The organism is Chryseobacterium sp. Tr-659, from assembly GCF_011752975.1.
Lineage (GTDB): Bacteria > Bacteroidota > Bacteroidia > Flavobacteriales > Weeksellaceae > Chryseobacterium.
Map to the genome: position 1 here is coordinate 604437 of NZ_VWWP01000003.1, position 16303 is coordinate 620739.

18 protein-coding genes are annotated in these 16303 nt (G+C 36.1%); 13 read left to right on the forward strand and 5 right to left on the reverse strand.

Annotated features, from left to right (window positions below; genetic code table 11):
* Positions 1-207 precede the first annotated feature (207 nt).
* The 5 genes from F3J23_RS10340 to tsaB all read left to right on the forward strand — a co-directional run bounded on the left by F3J23_RS10340 (position 208) and on the right by tsaB (position 3767).
* Positions 208-894, forward strand: a complete 687-nt coding sequence (locus tag F3J23_RS10340) for a LysE family translocator (RefSeq protein ID WP_167027957.1) — start codon at positions 208-210, stop codon at positions 892-894.
* A complete protein-coding gene (locus F3J23_RS10345; RefSeq protein WP_167027959.1) occupies positions 891-1820 on the forward strand; it encodes an LD-carboxypeptidase in 930 nt (309 codons plus the stop codon). Before F3J23_RS10340 ends, F3J23_RS10345 begins: the two co-directional genes overlap by 4 nt.
* A 32-nt stretch (positions 1821-1852) precedes the next feature.
* On the forward strand, positions 1853-2224 hold the full coding sequence (locus tag F3J23_RS10350) for a YraN family protein (RefSeq protein WP_167027961.1): 372 nt from the start codon (positions 1853-1855) through the stop codon (positions 2222-2224).
* Between the two features lie 35 nt (positions 2225-2259).
* A complete protein-coding gene (locus tag F3J23_RS10355) occupies positions 2260-3009 on the forward strand; it encodes an SDR family NAD(P)-dependent oxidoreductase (protein ID WP_167027963.1) in 750 nt (249 codons plus the stop codon).
* Between the two features lie 83 nt (positions 3010-3092).
* On the forward strand, positions 3093-3767 hold the full coding sequence (gene tsaB, locus F3J23_RS10360; protein WP_167027966.1) for a tRNA (adenosine(37)-N6)-threonylcarbamoyltransferase complex dimerization subunit type 1 TsaB: 675 nt from the start codon (positions 3093-3095) through the stop codon (positions 3765-3767).
* Positions 3768-3821: 54 nt separating this feature from the next.
* Here the strand turns inward: tsaB and F3J23_RS10365 are convergent, their stop codons facing one another.
* From F3J23_RS10365 to F3J23_RS10380, 4 genes are all read right to left on the reverse strand, one after another.
* Complete coding sequence (locus F3J23_RS10365; protein WP_167027968.1) at positions 3822-6389, reverse strand: tetratricopeptide repeat protein; 2568 nt, start codon at positions 6387-6389, stop codon at positions 3822-3824.
* 108 nt (positions 6390-6497) lie between these two features.
* Positions 6498-7061, reverse strand: coding sequence for a Maf family protein (locus tag F3J23_RS10370; RefSeq protein ID WP_167027970.1), 564 nt, complete (start codon positions 7059-7061; stop codon positions 6498-6500).
* Between the two features lie 8 nt (positions 7062-7069).
* Positions 7070-7588 (reverse strand): KdsC family phosphatase, encoded by a 519-nt coding sequence (locus tag F3J23_RS10375; RefSeq protein ID WP_167027973.1) that lies wholly within the window; start codon positions 7586-7588, stop codon positions 7070-7072.
* Positions 7578-8327, reverse strand: a complete 750-nt coding sequence (locus F3J23_RS10380; protein WP_167027975.1) for a Rossmann-like and DUF2520 domain-containing protein — start codon at positions 8325-8327, stop codon at positions 7578-7580. Before F3J23_RS10380 ends, F3J23_RS10375 begins: the two co-directional genes overlap by 11 nt.
* A 182-nt stretch (positions 8328-8509) precedes the next feature.
* Between F3J23_RS10380 and F3J23_RS10385 the strand changes: the two genes are divergently transcribed.
* The 6 genes from F3J23_RS10385 to F3J23_RS10410 all read left to right on the forward strand — a co-directional run bounded on the left by F3J23_RS10385 (position 8510) and on the right by F3J23_RS10410 (position 13943).
* Positions 8510-9061, forward strand: a complete 552-nt coding sequence (locus F3J23_RS10385) for an RNA polymerase sigma factor (protein WP_167027978.1) — start codon at positions 8510-8512, stop codon at positions 9059-9061.
* A 17-nt stretch (positions 9062-9078) separates the two neighbouring features.
* Positions 9079-9618, forward strand: a complete 540-nt coding sequence (locus F3J23_RS10390; protein ID WP_167027980.1) for a hypothetical protein — start codon at positions 9079-9081, stop codon at positions 9616-9618.
* A gap of 6 nt (positions 9619-9624) precedes the next feature.
* Positions 9625-10134, forward strand: coding sequence for a hypothetical protein (locus F3J23_RS10395; RefSeq protein WP_167027983.1), 510 nt, complete (start codon positions 9625-9627; stop codon positions 10132-10134).
* A 236-nt stretch (positions 10135-10370) separates the two neighbouring features.
* On the forward strand, positions 10371-12167 hold the full coding sequence (gene lepA, locus F3J23_RS10400) for a translation elongation factor 4 (protein ID WP_167027985.1): 1797 nt from the start codon (positions 10371-10373) through the stop codon (positions 12165-12167).
* Positions 12168-12331: 164 nt separating this feature from the next.
* Positions 12332-12787 (forward strand): T9SS type A sorting domain-containing protein, encoded by a 456-nt coding sequence (locus tag F3J23_RS10405; protein ID WP_167027987.1) that lies wholly within the window; start codon positions 12332-12334, stop codon positions 12785-12787.
* Between the two features lie 10 nt (positions 12788-12797).
* The gene (locus F3J23_RS10410) at positions 12798-13943 is read left to right on the forward strand and encodes a hypothetical protein (RefSeq protein WP_167027990.1); all 1146 of its coding nucleotides are present in this window, start codon (positions 12798-12800) and stop codon (positions 13941-13943) included.
* A gap of 35 nt (positions 13944-13978) precedes the next feature.
* On the opposite strand, the gene F3J23_RS10415 is transcribed toward F3J23_RS10410, so the two are convergent.
* Positions 13979-14623, reverse strand: a complete 645-nt coding sequence (locus F3J23_RS10415) for a DUF1579 domain-containing protein (RefSeq protein WP_167027992.1) — start codon at positions 14621-14623, stop codon at positions 13979-13981.
* 124 nt (positions 14624-14747) lie between these two features.
* Between F3J23_RS10415 and F3J23_RS10420 the strand changes: the two genes are divergently transcribed.
* Together F3J23_RS10420 and F3J23_RS10425 are read left to right on the forward strand one after the other, a co-directional pair.
* Positions 14748-15443, forward strand: a complete 696-nt coding sequence (locus F3J23_RS10420; protein ID WP_167027994.1) for an NUDIX hydrolase — start codon at positions 14748-14750, stop codon at positions 15441-15443.
* Between the two features lie 299 nt (positions 15444-15742).
* On the forward strand, positions 15743-16285 hold the full coding sequence (locus tag F3J23_RS10425) for an NADAR family protein (protein WP_167027997.1): 543 nt from the start codon (positions 15743-15745) through the stop codon (positions 16283-16285).
* Positions 16286-16303 lie beyond the last annotated feature (18 nt).

The window sequence follows — 16303 nt, forward strand, 5'->3', positions numbered from 1 at the left end:
CCGTCATGTTTTTAAAACTGACGGTCTTATTTTTTTACTTTCAAAAAACTTGCTGTTATGTACTTTTTGCTTTCTTCGTAAGAAATTATCAGATTAAACTATGATTAAAATCCCATTGATATATCACAACTTTATTGAATAATTAAATGATAAAGTATAACTTTGTATAAAACGAAATGGAATTTTTCCATTTTAAAACACTACTTAATGCTAGAACTTGTACTATCTGCCATCATATTAGGATTCATGCTGAGTCTGGTTTTTATAGGGCCTATATTTTTCCTGTTAATTGAAACCAGCTTTTCCAGAGGGCCAAAACATGCCTTATCATTGGACCTTGGCGTTATCACTGCAGATTTATTATGTATTATAGCGGCCTATTATGCCAGTGCAGATATTGTAACGTTAATTGATAAACATCCGGGCTTTTATAGAATCACTTCCATTCTCATTTTTGTATACGGAATAGTGATGCTGGTCACAAGAACCAAAATGCACATGCCCGGCGAAGAAAAGATTATCAGTCAGAATTATATCAAGACATTTTTTAATGGTTTTTTCTTCAATCTTTTAAACGTAGGAGTCATTCTTTTCTGGCTGGTAACGGTAATTTCCGTAAGGAATCAATATCCGGACACCAGCAGTTTTATTTTATACATAGGCATTGTGATCGGAACTTATCTCTGTATTGATCTTGCCAAAATTTTCCTGGCTAAACAATTCCACGATAAACTTACCCAAAAGCTGGCCAATCAGATCAGAAGAGTTGTGGGAGTTATTCTTATTATCTTCAGTTTCTTTATTTTCCTCCAGAGTTTCAAAAAATTCAATCAGTTTGAAAGACAACTGGAAGAAGCAGAAAAAAAAGAAGTAAAATATCAAAAAACAAAATGAAAAAAATAATCTTTCCAAAACCCCTTAAAAAAGGGGATAAAATAGCTGTTATTTCCCCTGCAGGAGCTGTAGATGCCACCCAGCTGGAAAAGGGAATAGAAATGATTAAAAGTAAAGGATTTGAGCCCGTTTTAGGAGAACATCTTTACACCAGATTTTCCAACGGATACAATTATGCCGGAACAGAAAAGGAAAGAATAAAAGATATAAATTGGGCTTTAAATGATAAAGAGATCAGAGCGGTATGGGCTTCCAGAGGAGGTTACGGATGCCAGCATCTGATTCAGCATCTTAAGCTTAAAAATTTCACAGAGGATCCGAAATGGTATATCGGGTATTCCGACAATACAGTGATACAAAGCTATCTGTTGAAGAAAGGATTTGCTTCTATCCATGGGCAGACCATTAAAACATCGAGTTTTGGAGTTACTGATGAAAGCTATGAATTAATTTTTGATCTCTTAAAAGGGAAAACTCCAAAATACAGTTTAAAATCTCATCAATTTAATAAAGAAGGTAATGTTGAAGGAGAATTGGTTGGGGGGAATTTAGCCCTTATTTATGCCCTTTTGGGAACCAAATATTCTTTTGACTTTAAAGACAAGATCTTGTTTATCGAAGATATCGGAGAAAATTTCTATGCACTGGACCGCATGATGATGAGTCTGGAGCTGGCAGGGGTCTTCAATAAGATCAAAGGACTTATTGTTGGGGGTATGACTAATATGGGAGATGAAAAAGAAAATAAGAGCTATGAGGAAAGCTTTGATGAATTTGCTTATCAACTGATCTCTGAAAGAATTTCCAAATATAAATTTCCAACAGTATTTGCTTTTCCAAATGGACACATTAAGGACAACAGACCGCTTATCATTGGGGGAAAAATCAAAGTAAAGGCTGAAGCCAAAGTGAAGATTGAGTTTTAATCCTCTCCCACTTTCAAACTCCCATCCATAATATGGCTAGTCATAATGATTTCGGAAAGATAGCAGAAGACATGGCTGCAGATTATCTTAAGAAGAACGGGTATAAAATTCTGACCCGGAATTTTCGCTTTCAGAAAGCTGAAGTTGATATTATTGCTGAAAAGGATGATCTTCTCATTATTGTGGAAGTGAAAGCAAGGTCTACAGATGCTTTTATGCTGCCACAGGAAGCAGTGACCAAAACAAAAATAAAATCAATTGTTTCCGCTGTAAATCATTATCTGGAAGAATTTGACAAACACAATGAAGTAAGATTTGATATTATTTCTGTTCTTCCCGATGAAAAAAGAAACTTAACAATTGAGCATATTGCCGATGCTTTTCAGGCATTCGATGCAAACTGATCAATCAATATAATAATGTAGCAATGTATTAATTTATGAAGACAATATTAATTACCGGAGCTACTTCCGGCATTGGAAAAGCCACAGCAGAGCTTTTTGCGAAACAAGGGAACAGAATCATTATTTGCGGAAGAAGAGCTGAAGTACTGGAAGCCGTTAAATCTGAACTATCTCGATATACCGAAATATTTAGTTTAAAGTTTGATGTAAGGGATCTGAGTGAAGTTGAAACTGCCATTAATTCCCTTCCGGAGAATTGGAAAGATATTGACGTTCTTATTAATAATGCCGGTAATGCACATGGATTAGATCCGTTGGAAGCGGGGAAGACCGATGACTGGGATTCAATGATCGATGGAAATGTAAAAGGACTGCTCTATGTTTCTAAAATGATTATCCCGCTGATGAAAACTAAAAATCTAGGTCATATTATAAACATTAGTTCTGTAGCAGCAAGACAGACCTATGCGAACGGTGTTGTTTACTGTGCCACTAAAAAGGCAGTAGATGTTATTTCAGAAGGAATGAGGTTAGAGCTTACAGAATTTGGAATCAAAGTGACAAACATCCAGCCGGGAGCGGTGGAAACCGATTTCTCTCTGATACGATTCAAAGGAGACAGTGAAAAAGCATCAACAGTATATGCCGGATATGAAGCTCTGAAAGCAGAAGATATTGCAGATGCTATCGCCTATTGTGTAAATGCACCCAAACATGTGACCATTTCAGATATGACGATTTACCCGAGTGCCCAGGCAGAGCCTAGAACGATTTACAGAAAATAGTATCAAAATAAAGAAGTAAATTTGCAGAATACTAGAAGCGATTTTGCGTTTTGCAATTTTGCAGTAGAGCTTAAAACAAGAAAATGAAAATTCTATATCTGGAAACATCCTCTAAAAACTGTTCCGTAGCAGTATCGGATGATGAAAAACTGCTGTGTTTGTGTGAAGAGGTTTCTGAAAATTATAAACAGTCAGAAAGCCTTCATACCTATGTGGAATGGGCTTTGGAAGGAGCTGGTATTTCGCTTCAGGAGATTGAAGCAGTTTCTTTGGGTAAAGGCCCGGGATCATACACCGGGTTAAGGATCGGTGCGGCATCAGCAAAAGGATTCTGTTATGGACTCAGAGTTCCTCTGGTTGCTGTAAATTCTCTTGAAAGCATGATAGAGCCTTTTTTAGGCAATAACTATGACTTAATAGTACCTTTGATTGATGCGAGGAGAATGGAGGTTTATACGGCCGTTTATGACGGTAATACGGGAAAAGAAATCTCAGAGACCGAAGCTAAGATTTTAGATGAAACTTCTTTTCAAGAATTTAAAGATAAAAAAGTGCTGTTTGTAGGAGATGGTGCTTCAAAGGCAAAAGATATCCTGCAGCTTCCTGATGCAGTTTTCAAAGAAGATGTTTATCCTTCTGCCCAATATCTCATTAAAAAGACACTGGAAAAAGTAGAAAACAAAGAATTTGAAGATATGGCTTATTTTGAGCCTTTTTATCTGAAAGATTTCCATGGAGTTAAAAAGAAAAATCCTTAGATTTCAGACGACTTAAAAATAAAAAAGCGAAGAATATTTCTTCGCTTTTTTATTTTATTGAGGCCTTTTCGGAACCTTAGATTCCTGCTTGTTATCATTCTGCTTTTTTGCTTTGCCTTGTACAGCCGTATCTATATTGTTGAGTGGCTGTATACTCTGGATCTCTGATTTCTGAGGCATACCATTCATCATCTGCTGTGGAGAATTATTGTTCTGGGCATTAGGCTGAACAGGAACTCCGCCGGGCTGCTGAGGGACAGCATTCCCCTTATTGTCGGTTGCCTGAAAGCTGAGATCGCTTTTCAGGTAATTCAGCATTTCTTTGGCTCTTATCCCTTCAGGGGTTTTGGAATAATTTAAAGCAATCTGTTCCAATTGTAATATCATTACTTCTTTTCCACTGGATTTACCAGAATTGAAAGCATTCAGAAGGTATAACTTAGGAACAAGGGCATCCTTCGGATACTTCTGAATTGTCTGATCAATTAACTGTTTACTTTCCCCGAATTTCTCAGATTCAAATAAAGCATAGGCCTTTTTATATTCATTTTCAACTTCTTCCGTTGATTTTACGAAAGATTTATTTTTAGGATTTCTTGCAAACTCAGCATAAGAAGTATAAGGATAATCCGCAAGAAGAATCTGTTTTGCCCTTTCTGAAGCCTGAGGATTTTTCTCATAATTCATGGCAAAAATCTCGTATAAAGCCTGAAGCATTACCTTTTCTTCCGGCTTTACATCTACCAGGTCATACAGCGTTTTAGTAGCCAGGGGAGTATTGGTAAAATAGTTCTGATACATCACTCCAAGGCCTAAAGCGGCTGTATCCCTATCCTTTTTTAATTGGGAAAGTTTACCCTGATCCGTAGGAATCTGCTCAATATAGTAAGCCGGTTCAAAACGTCTTGGATTAGGTGCCGAAGTCACTCCTAAAGCTTCATTTTTCATATCTTCAATAGAGGCCATCTTCTTGGAATAGCGCCAGTTATCGGCAAGAGCTCTGTCTCCCCATGTCTGCTTAAACGTGGAAGTTCCCTTACTTACAGTTCCTGTATTACTGAAATAAAACCCTTTAGTAGTTACTCCAAAATCTTCAAAAGAATTGGAATTGTTATTGGCAAAAATAGAATTAGCACTGTAATCTCCCGAATCAAAACCTTTGTTTCTTTCTGCACGTCTTCTCTCCTGCTCTTCTTTTTCTTCTTTAGCCTTTAATTTTGCAATATGCTTTGTGAAAAAGTCAGTTTTTTGAGTATTATCCATCTTGGCTAAAGAAAGAATACTGTCATTCTTTTTGATCAGATAATAATTCTTTGAAATCTTCTTAATGTATGCGGACTGGTCTTTTAAAAGTATTTTTGATGGCTCATAAGTCATTACGGCAAGTGCTGAATCATAATAACTTCCGGCGCCGATGTAATCATTTTTATCAAGATAGCTCTTCCCTATCTCGTAATAAGTAAGTCCACGAATCTGAGGGTCGGAAACTTTTTCAAAAAGAGATTTTCTGAAGAATTGCTGTGCTTCATCCTTCTTTCCGGCCTTGTTTGCCATTAAACCCAAAGCATAATAAAATTCATTTTTTCTGGATCCGTAAGTTCCTTTTTTACTGATGCCTTCGAGATAATTTTTGGCTCCGTTATAGTCTCCTTTTCCATTAAAGGTTTTCGCAATGGCGATCTGGGATTTTACTTCGAATTCAAAATCATTCGCATATTTGTAGGCTGCTGTATAACTTTCTCTTGCTTTATCATTTTGGCCCAGATTTTCCAGAACCTGTCCTCTCAGATAGGCAATTCTGCTCTTTAGTTTTCTGTTGGAATTCAGTTCATAAGCCGCATCTAGTTCTTTAGCAGCATCTTCTTTTTTACCGGCATCCAGCAGAGATTCGGAATAATAAATACTAAGCAGCTTTGCATAACTTTTATTAATTTTCTCACCTTTCAGTTTAGCAAAAGTTTCGTGGGCTTTATGGTAGTCCTTAATCTTATCATAAGCAAGACCCTGATAAATTCTTGCCAGCGGAATCCTTTTATCATCCTTCATATGAGTAAACACATAATTCAGAGCATCCAGTGCTTCAAGAGACTTACCACGGTAAATTCTCGATTGCGCAAGGATCATATAGGCCTCAAAAATCTGTTTGTTTTTTTCTTCCCCGTTTCTGGTTACCGAATATTTATTAATCGCTTTTAAAGCTTTGGCTTCAGCAATTTCCAGTGTAGTAGCCCCTTTTGTCGCCTCTCCGTCTGGTCTTGCAGGTGTGTTTCCGGGACCGCCAGGCATATTGGGCACTCCCGAGTTGCTTCTTCCGGCAGGTCTGTTGGCTACTTCAGCCATTTTCATAGAATTCTCGGCAAACGCCTGAGACTGGCCAAGATCACTTCCTAAAGGCTGTTCATCAATAGTAAGGATAGAAATATAAGGTGCATAGAAATTATCCTTATGCCCTTTATCTCTGGAGGTAAATTCACTGTTTAATGCATCTTTGGCATTAAAAAGCGTGTTGTAATATGTGGAAAATCCTTTCAATAGTTTAGATCGCTGCTCCGGCTTTTTTGTTTTGGTAGCACAGGAAGCAACAAGGCATATTACTAAAAGGAACAAAATATTCTTTTTCATTATTCAATATAACTCGCTAATCTGCTTTTTATTATCAGCAGTTTGATCATTTTGTAAAAATAATAAAATTTTATAATGAATAATATTTATATTTCTCGTGAAAATATTTTATTTCTTCTCTATAGATGTCAAAATTTTGTAAACAAGGTGGGTAGGAAGTCCCATGATGGTATAAAAGCTTCCGGTGAGCTTCCCGATTTTAGCCATTCCAAGCCACTCCTGGATGCCGTAGCTGCCTGCTTTATCAAAAGGTTTATACTGTTGGATGTAATAATGAATTTCCTCATCCGTGATTTCATGAAAAGTAACATCAGCTACGTCCGTTTCAGTAAAGGTTTGATCAAGTGTTTTGATCGTGATTCCCGTATAAACCTGATGGGTCCTTCCCGAAAGACTCCGGATCATATTAAAAGCATCCGTTTCATCCTTAGGCTTTCCAAGAACCCGATTGTCGATAGCCACCACAGTGTCTGCCGTCAATAGCACTTCATCAGATGTTAAGCTCCTGAATGCATCAGCTTTTAATTCAGAAAGATAAGCTGCAGCCTCCTCTATTTTTATATACTCAGGAAGAATTTCTTCACAATCTATTTTGACAACTTCAAATTGAAAGCCAAGGCTAGAAAGAAGTTCTTTTCTTCTTGGGGATTGTGATGCTAAGAGTAATTTCATAAGATTAATTATACAGATTGGGTATTATCATCATGCCAGTTGCCCTGAACCTTCATTACCTGTTCGATAACATCACGTACTGCCCCGCTTCCACCCTTTTTCGGGGAAATATAATGTGAAATGCCCTTCACTTCCGGAACTGCATTTTCAGGGCAGGCCGCAATAGCAGAGCTTTCCATGATATGAATATCCGGTAGATCATCACCCATGGTCAGAATTTCTTCATTCTTAAGATTATATTTCTTCTTAAAATCTTCAAAATCTTCAATCTTGTTGTGAGATTTCGGGTAATAATCCTGAATGCCAAGATAATTGATCCTGTGTTTTACCATCTCATCATTTCCTCCTGTAATAACTCCGATTAAATAATTGTTTTTTAAGGCTTTAACTACGGCATATCCATCCAATACATTCATGACTCTGCACATATTTCCTCCGGGAAGAAGATAAACACTTCCGTCTGTGAAAACTCCGTCCACATCAAATACAAACGCCTTTATATCTTTTAATTTCTCTTTATAACTCATACATTTTCTGAATAGAATGATTTATTGTTTTATAAATTTCAAGACTTTCGTCTTTTAATAACTTTTCATGCAGTTGTAAAACCCGTACATCATTTCGAACGGCAGGTCCGGTTTGTGCTAATTGAGGTTCAATTTCATGAATTTTCTGAACTGTTTCATCAATCAATGGTAAAAAATAATCAAACGGAATTTCCTGTGAATCTGAAATTTCTTTAGCCCTGGAAAAAAGATGATTCACAAAATTACAGGCAAAAACAGCCGTAAGATGAATGTACTTTCTCTTCTCGTGATTGCTTTCCATTACATTTTCTGAAATTCTGGATGCGATTTCAAACAATATTTTTTTGTCATTTTCATTTTCAGTCTCAATAAAGAAAGGAATTTTTTCATATTCGAGTTCTTTTGATCTGGAAAATGTCTGAAGAGGGTAAAAACTGGCTTTTCTGTATTCACCGGCAAGAATCTCTTTGGGAAGAGAGCCTGAAGTATGGGCAACCAGGCAGTCCTTTTTTGTAATAATCTTTGAAACCTCTTCTACAGAATTATCACTTACACAGATAACATACAGATCTGCATCTTCCAGCTGTCCGGTGGAATAAGGAACATTCAATTCTTCAGAAATTTTACTTAATTCTTTTTCGTTCCTGCCAAAAATCTGGGCGGGGGGAATGTTTTTCAAAGTGAAAGCCTTAGCCATATGATAGGCAACATTTCCGGAACCGATAATTACAATTTGCATATAACAAATATAAGATTTTAAGCTGAGCCGGGAAAGGAAGAGCGTCTCGGAAATCATGAACTTCCATATAGGCACGTTTATTGCGTAAGTGTCTCATATTATTTTTAATATTTAAACTGAAAATTGAATAATTAATTTAACTTTCGGTTATTTTTGTAATCCAAAACAATGTAAGGCATCTTATGAAGATTAAGGACGCGGAAATTATTTCGTTGATGCAGAACCCACGGACCCAGGAGAAAGGAGTCCGTGCCTTAATGGATGCCTACCAAAGCAGATTGTACTGGCACATAAGAAGAATTATTGTGGACGGAGATCTTGCACAGGATACTTTGCAGGAAACTTTTATTAAAGCTTACCAGAATTTTCATCAGTTCAAAAATGATAGCCAGTTGTATACCTGGTTGTACAGAATCGCTACCAACGAAGCATTACAGCAGGTTAACAAAATGAAGAAAATGCAGAAAACTGATGAGGATCCGGAGTATCACATGCAGAATCTTGTAGCCGATAATTCTGAAGGAGATGCCGAAGAGATACAGATTTTGCTGCAGAACGCTATACAAAGCCTGCCCGAAAAGCAGAAACTGGTATTTATGATGCGGTATTATGATGATTTGCCTTACGAAGAAATATCTAAGATCGTAGATATGTCTGTAGGAACTTTGAAGACCAATTATCATTATGCCAAGCAAAAAATAGAAGATTATATTAAAGAAAATTACGAAAGATAATTTTTTACCCAACAAAGATGAAAGAGTTCGACATAGAAAAATTAGAGCGTAAAAACATTTACAAGGTTTCTGATGGTATCTTTGATACGATTCAGGAGAGCGTTTTGAATGATATAAAGGCAAGTAAAAAAACACCTGTCTTTAAGCTGAACTGGGCATATGCTGCAGCGGCATCTCTGGCTTTGATCTTTGGAGCAACTTATGTTTTTAATTCTGATGACAATTCAGTGGAAGACTTGAGTTCAAAAACAGCTTATACGGCTCATAAAGGAGAACCGAAAACAGAAGGTGAACTGGCTTACGAAACATTGAAATCTGATTTAACTTCTGTTGAAAATAATAATCAAACAGTTGACAATCAGAAAAGTAACAATGCTTACTCTTTTAAAAACGGTAATGAAACAGAACAGATAACAGAGACCCCGAAACCGGTGAAAGCTGTAAACAAGAAAGAAGAAACCCGAATGAATGAATATCTGGACTCGTTTTCTAATTCTGAAATTGCAGAATTAGCAAGTAACTCGACTCAGGATGTTTATTTGGATTTATATAATTAAAAGAAGATGAAAAAGATATTATTGACGTTTTTGATTATTTACGGCTTTGGTCTGAATGCCCAAAGGACAGATTATGACTGGAAAAAAATGGATCCTAAACAAAGGAAAGAGGTCATTAATAATCTTTCTCCCGAAGAAAGAAAAGAGCTGCTTAAAAAATTCAGGGATAATATGATCATGGATAACCTGAATGTTGATCCCAATGATAAAGCAGAATTTACTCAGCTTTATAATGAATACATTGAAAGCCAAAAGCAGATTAAAAAGCAGTTTGACCCCAATTATGATCCTGAAACCCTAACAGATGAGGAAGCAAAAGCAAAATTACAGCAAAGCTTTGAAGTAGGGCAGAAGCTATTGGATAACAGAAAAAAATATGCAGATAAAATGCAACAAGTCATTCCCTGCCAGAAAGTGCTGAAGCTATTTCAGTCTGAAAGTATGATGAGAGATAAAATGAACGAAAGAAAAACTCACGGACATAATAATACTTCGGGACCTAAGCAGAACCCATAATAGTTTATTTTTTTAATGTTGGACGGCTCTTACAGATCTTTCTGTGAGAGCCGTTTAATTTTGCTGGAATGTCTTTTTGTTAAAGTTCAGTGATATACTCAACCCTATGAATTCTTATCAGGCATGGAGGGAAATAGGGGATTTTTACCGGAATTTTAAATAAATTGATACATTAAGATAATGAAAGACAATAATCTCTCGCTTTTTTTTATCTTTGCAAATTACAAGATTCTTAAATGAAAAACATACGAAATTTTTGCATAATCGCTCATATCGACCACGGTAAAAGTACCCTGGCAGACCGTCTTCTGGAGTACACCAATACTGTTACCCAGAGAGAATTACAGTCTCAGACGCTTGATGATATGGATTTGGAGAAAGAACGTGGAATTACGATTAAATCCCACGCCATCCAAATGGATTATGAGTATAAAGGAGAAAAATATATTTTAAACCTGATTGATACACCGGGACACGTAGACTTTTCTTACGAAGTTTCCCGTTCCATTGCTGCCTGTGAAGGAGCTCTTCTTATTGTAGATGCAGCTCAGAGTATTCAGGCACAAACCATCAGCAACCTTTATCTTGCCCTAGAGAATGATTTAACGATCATTCCTATCCTTAATAAAATAGACCTTCCTTCAGCTAATCCTGAAGAGGTAACAGATGAGATCATGAATCTTATCGGATGTGAATATGAAGATGTATTAAGGGTTTCAGGAAAAACAGGAGAAGGAGTTCATAACCTTTTAGAGCAGATCGTTGAAAGAATTCCTGCTCCGGTTGGAAATCCTGAAGGGCCGCTTCAAGCTTTGATTTTTGACTCTGTTTACAACCCGTTCAGAGGTATTGAAGCTTACTTTAAAGTAGTGAACGGAAGCATCACTAAAAACGAAAAGATTAAATTCTTTGCAACAGGGAAAGAATATGGAGCTGATGAGGTAGGAACACTGAAACTGAAGCAGGTTCCGAAAAAAACAATCCACTGTGGAGATGTAGGATATCTGGTTTCCGGGATTAAAGATGCCCGTGAAGTGAAAGTAGGAGATACCATTACTTCTTTTGAAAAACCTGCCGATGGACCTATTGACGGATTTGAAGAAGTAAAACCAATGGTATTTGCGGGAATCTACCCAATTGATTCAGAAGATTTTGAAGAATTAAGATTCTCTCTTGAAAAATTAAGACTGAATGACGCTTCTCTGGTTTTCGAGCCGGAAAGTTCTGCCGCTCTTGGTTTCGGTTTCCGTTGTGGATTCTTAGGAATGCTTCACATGGAAATTGTTCAGGAACGTCTTGACAGAGAGTTTAATATGAACGTGATCACAACGGTACCAAACGTTTCTTATTTTGGATATACTAAAAAAGAACCTGAAGTTCCGATTTTGATCAACAACCCATCTGAAATGATGGATCCTTCTACAATGGATAGAGTGGAAGAACCTTTCATTAAAGCTTCTATTATTACAAAATCTGATTTCGTAGGTGCTGTAATGACTTTATGTATCGAAAAGAGAGGAGAAATTGTGAATCAAAGTTACCTGACATCAGAAAGAGTAGAGCTGATTTTCAATATGCCTCTTGCTGAGGTTGTATTCGACTTCTATGACAGACTAAAATCGATTTCCAAAGGATATGCTTCATTCGATTATCACCCGATAGGATTCAGAGCTTCCAAGCTTGTAAAAATGGATATCCTGATCAATGGTGATATGGTAGATGCATTATCTTCACTGATTCACGATTCTAATGCTTATTATATTGGTAAAAGGATGTGTGAGAAGCTTCGTGAGCTGATTCCGAGACAGCAGTTTGATATCGCTGTTCAGGCAGCGTTAGGAACGAAAGTAATTGCCAGAGAAACAATTAAAGCCTTAAGAAAAGATGTAACAGCAAAATGTTACGGAGGAGATATTTCCAGAAAACGTAAACTATTGGAAAAGCAGAAAGAAGGTAAGAAAAAGATGAAACAGATTGGAAGGGTAGAAGTACCGCAATCTGCATTCATGGCAGTATTAAAGCTTAATGACTAACATAAGTTTATAGATATAGAGACCGGTAATTTTACCGGTCTTTTTTATATTATTATTTAGTGGTTTTGGCATTTATTTTCCTCAAAGCCGCTTTGGATTTAACATAATATTTATTTGAAATAAACTACATTTCTTTATATTATATTTACGCCAAATTAATTTCCATGAAAAAATTCTATTTGCTGGCAAGCTTTTTAGCATCTGCCACATTCTATTCCCAAACTACATTGGGAGGATTAAATTCTGGAGGAGTATCTAATGAGAATCTCATGCATACGGTAGGAGAGATTTATGTAATCCCCACTGAGCCTGATGCTCAGAATTCGGGAACGATAGGGATGCTCTATCAGACTGTTTTAAATGTTCTGGGTATTCATGAAGTGATTTCTGATCAGGAAAAAATAAGTGTTTTTCCAAACCCAACGGCAGATTATATCACAATTAAAGTGTCCTCCAAAATAAAACCAAAGACAGTTTCCATTTACGATTTATCCGGAAAGTTGGTTTCCCAACAAGAAATTAAAGGAGACCATATAGATTTGACATCTCTGATAAAAGGTGTTTATCTGCTTACTTTCAAAAATTCAGAACTAAAACCTATAAAAGTCATTAAGAAATAAAATTATTACTATGAAAAAACTATATACATTTTTATTAGCATTATCTACAGCCGTAGTTTTTGCACAGGTCCCACAGGCTTTCGCATATCAGGCTATTGCTTTTAATTCATCCGGAAATCCTGTAGTAAATGGAAACGTATCATTGAGAATCAGTATTTTAAATAATTCAGCTAACGGAATTAACCTTTATACTGAAACGCATTCTAAGACAACAAATTCTAAAGGATTGGTCAATTTAAATATTGGAGGAGGAACTCCTGTTTCCGGATCATTTTCCGGGATTAACTGGACAGTGAACCCTAAATTCATTAAAGTGGAAATGGATCCTGCAGGAGGAAGCAATTATATTAATGTAGGAACGAACCAGCTCACGAGCGTTCCTTATGCTATGGTAGCAAAGAAAATTGATGTTTCGTCTCCGGATTCATCTATTGGGGATGATCTTATTGAAAATAAGAGCAGTAATTACTATTTCCTGGATAAATTTGATCATAAAGTATATACGCTCAATTCTAAAACGGGAATATGGTCTTCACAGGGATACAGCGCAGGATATTATAATAACAATGCTGCGCCGGATGTAAATGCTGTTAACGGGAATGTGTCATTCCTTGATAAATATGATCGTAAAGTGTATGTATTTAATTCCAAAACAGGAAACTGGTCTTCTCAATTATATAATATAGGATATTACAACAATAATATTATTCCTGCATTAATTACGTTATCGAATGGAAATATAATGTTTACAGACAAGTATGATCGTAAAGTGTATGTGTTCAATTATGTAAGCGGTTCCTGGCTTGGACAGGAATTTAATGTAGCTTATTATAATAACAATATGACGGTACCTGAGGTAATTTCTTCAGGAAGTAACTTTGCATTTATAGACAAATACGACTCTAAAGTTAATGTTTTCAATGCTAAGACTATGGAATGGAAATCGCAGACCTATAATATCACCTATCATAATAATAATTACAGCACTCCTGAAGTAACGGTTTCAAATGGGAACTTCCTGTTTACGGATAAATATGATCATAAAGTATATGTTTTCAATTCCAAAACAGGGAACTGGACTTCTCAGGAATTCAATGTAGGATATTTCAACAATAACTACAGTACACCTACAACTTTGGTTACAGAAACAAACTAAGCTAAAAACCGCTTCGGATGAAGCGGTTTTTTTGTTTATTTCTTACGGGTGAATTTTATTTCCATCGTTTTATACTCTTTTCCGGTTTTGGAATCAGGGCCGTACATTTCCAATTTTTGAGTATTGTCATCAATAAAAGTGAAAACTTCCCTGAAATCACAATCTTGCCCCGGTCTTGAAGGATCAGTCATTTTTCCCTTAAATTCAACTGATTTTGTTGAAGAGTTCCAATCTCCTTCACCATGCATCATTCCGGTTCCCATATTATCAATCCATGTGCTTACAAATTTTTTCTTTGCATTATCATAGCCTACAATACTCATTCCTTCAAAAGGCATACCCATAAAATTTCCCTTGTGGTTACTGATCTGATAACGTCCGTCATAGACCATTTTATTGGTAGCTTCAGATTTACTGGCCATAGGCTTTCCTCCGTTTTCCATCCACATTGTGGTTTCACCGGTCCAGGTTCCGTCTGATTTTGCCAGCATTTTATGCATTTCACCAGGAGTGGCATATTCCATCCAGGCTTTGTTCGCTGCAGCAGAATCTACAGGTTTCCATTCGGATTTTGCTGTGGCAGAATCTGCTTTATCAGAGTTATTGGCAGCCGTTGTCTTATTTTTCTCACAAGCTGTAAATAAAAATGTAAGTGAAAGAGTTACGAGTAAATTTTTCATAATTATTTAATTTTAAGTTGGTTATAATAATAACTTAAAGGTATGAACTTTTATTATGATCAAAATAATTTTTTATTGTTTTGATTAAATCGTAACTTTGTGTATTCGTAACGCAAATCAATTTATGGAGTCTCCAAAGAAATTACAGGATATAAAAGTGGCTGTGGATGCCGTTATTTTTGGATATTTTGACAAAAAAGATCTTCAGATCCTTCTCATTAAAAGAAATATAGAACCTTTTAAAGGAGGGTGGGCTCTTCCCGGAGGTCTTGTTCTGGATGATGAAAACCTTGATGATGCAGTAAAAAGAGAGCTGTATGAAGAAGCAGGCATAAAGCCCGATTTTTTAGAACAACTTTATACATTTGGTAAGATAGGCAGAGATCCTAGAAATAGAGTGGTTTCTGTGGCTTATCTGGGGCTTGTGAACCCTTCCTATCATGAATTGTTTGCAGATTCTGATGCAGATGATGCCCAATGGTTCAGTGTTAATAAGCTTCCATCGGTAGCGTTCGACCATCAGTCGATTATTGATATGGCCTTGAAAAGACTTCGTACAAAAATTCAATATCAGCCGATTGGTTTCAATCTTCTTAATGAAGAATTCCCTTTTTCAGATCTTGAAAACCTTTATAAAACAATTGTGGGGCAGGAAATAGACCGCAGAAACTTCCGCAAAAAAATAATGAGCTACGGATTACTCAATGAAACCAATAATGTTAAAAAGGAAGGTAGCGGAAGACCAGGAAAACTATTTACGTTCAATCAGGAGAAATATAAAGAACTGGAAGAACAGGGATTCTATTTTGAAATTAAATAGTTGGTTTCACATACAGGTTTCATTAATATTTTGGGGCTAATATTCACAAATAGATAAGATCAAGAAAGAATCACATTTTTGAAATTAATTCAATAGTTACGGGCTAATGCCCGTTTTTTTATTGGCTTTAGTCTAAGGTCATTATAGAATTGCATCATGTTTAATAACATTTTATGTTTATTGAATTCAAATTTTTATCATTGAAAATCAGTGTATTATGTTTATTAGTGTAAAAATGACACAAATAAATTTGGTGGATAAAATGATATTGCTTTAAATTTGTGTAAAAATAACACAATATGAATTACACTTTACAATATATGAAAGAAAGGTTTCAGAAAAAGGAGAAGATAAAATATCTTTTTTTCTGGGGCCACACTACAAAAGATGAGATTACTAAATCTTGCTTTAGTCAATGGTATCCGGGGAGGCTTGAAGAAAATGGGATTGCTTATAAAACGGCTGAACACTATATGATGGCTGGAAAAGCAAGATTGTTTAATGATTCTGAAATGGAAGAGAAGATCTTACAATCAGCAACACCTAATCAGGCAAAAAGTATGGGTCGTAAAGTAAAAAACTTTGATCCTAAACTTTGGGATGAGCATAAATATGGGATCGTAAAGAAAGGAAATCTTTTAAAGTTTTCACAAAATCAGAAATTCAGAGACTTTTTGTTATCAACGGGTGAAAAAGTTCTGGTAGAAGCCAGTCCTTATGATAAAATATGGGGAATCGGTATGCTGGAAACAGATGCAAGAGCTCACAATCCGTTGTTATGGAATGGTGAAAATCTTTTAGGATTTGCACTGATGGAAGTAAGAGATGAATTAAGAAGGTAAAAGCACAATAACCGGACA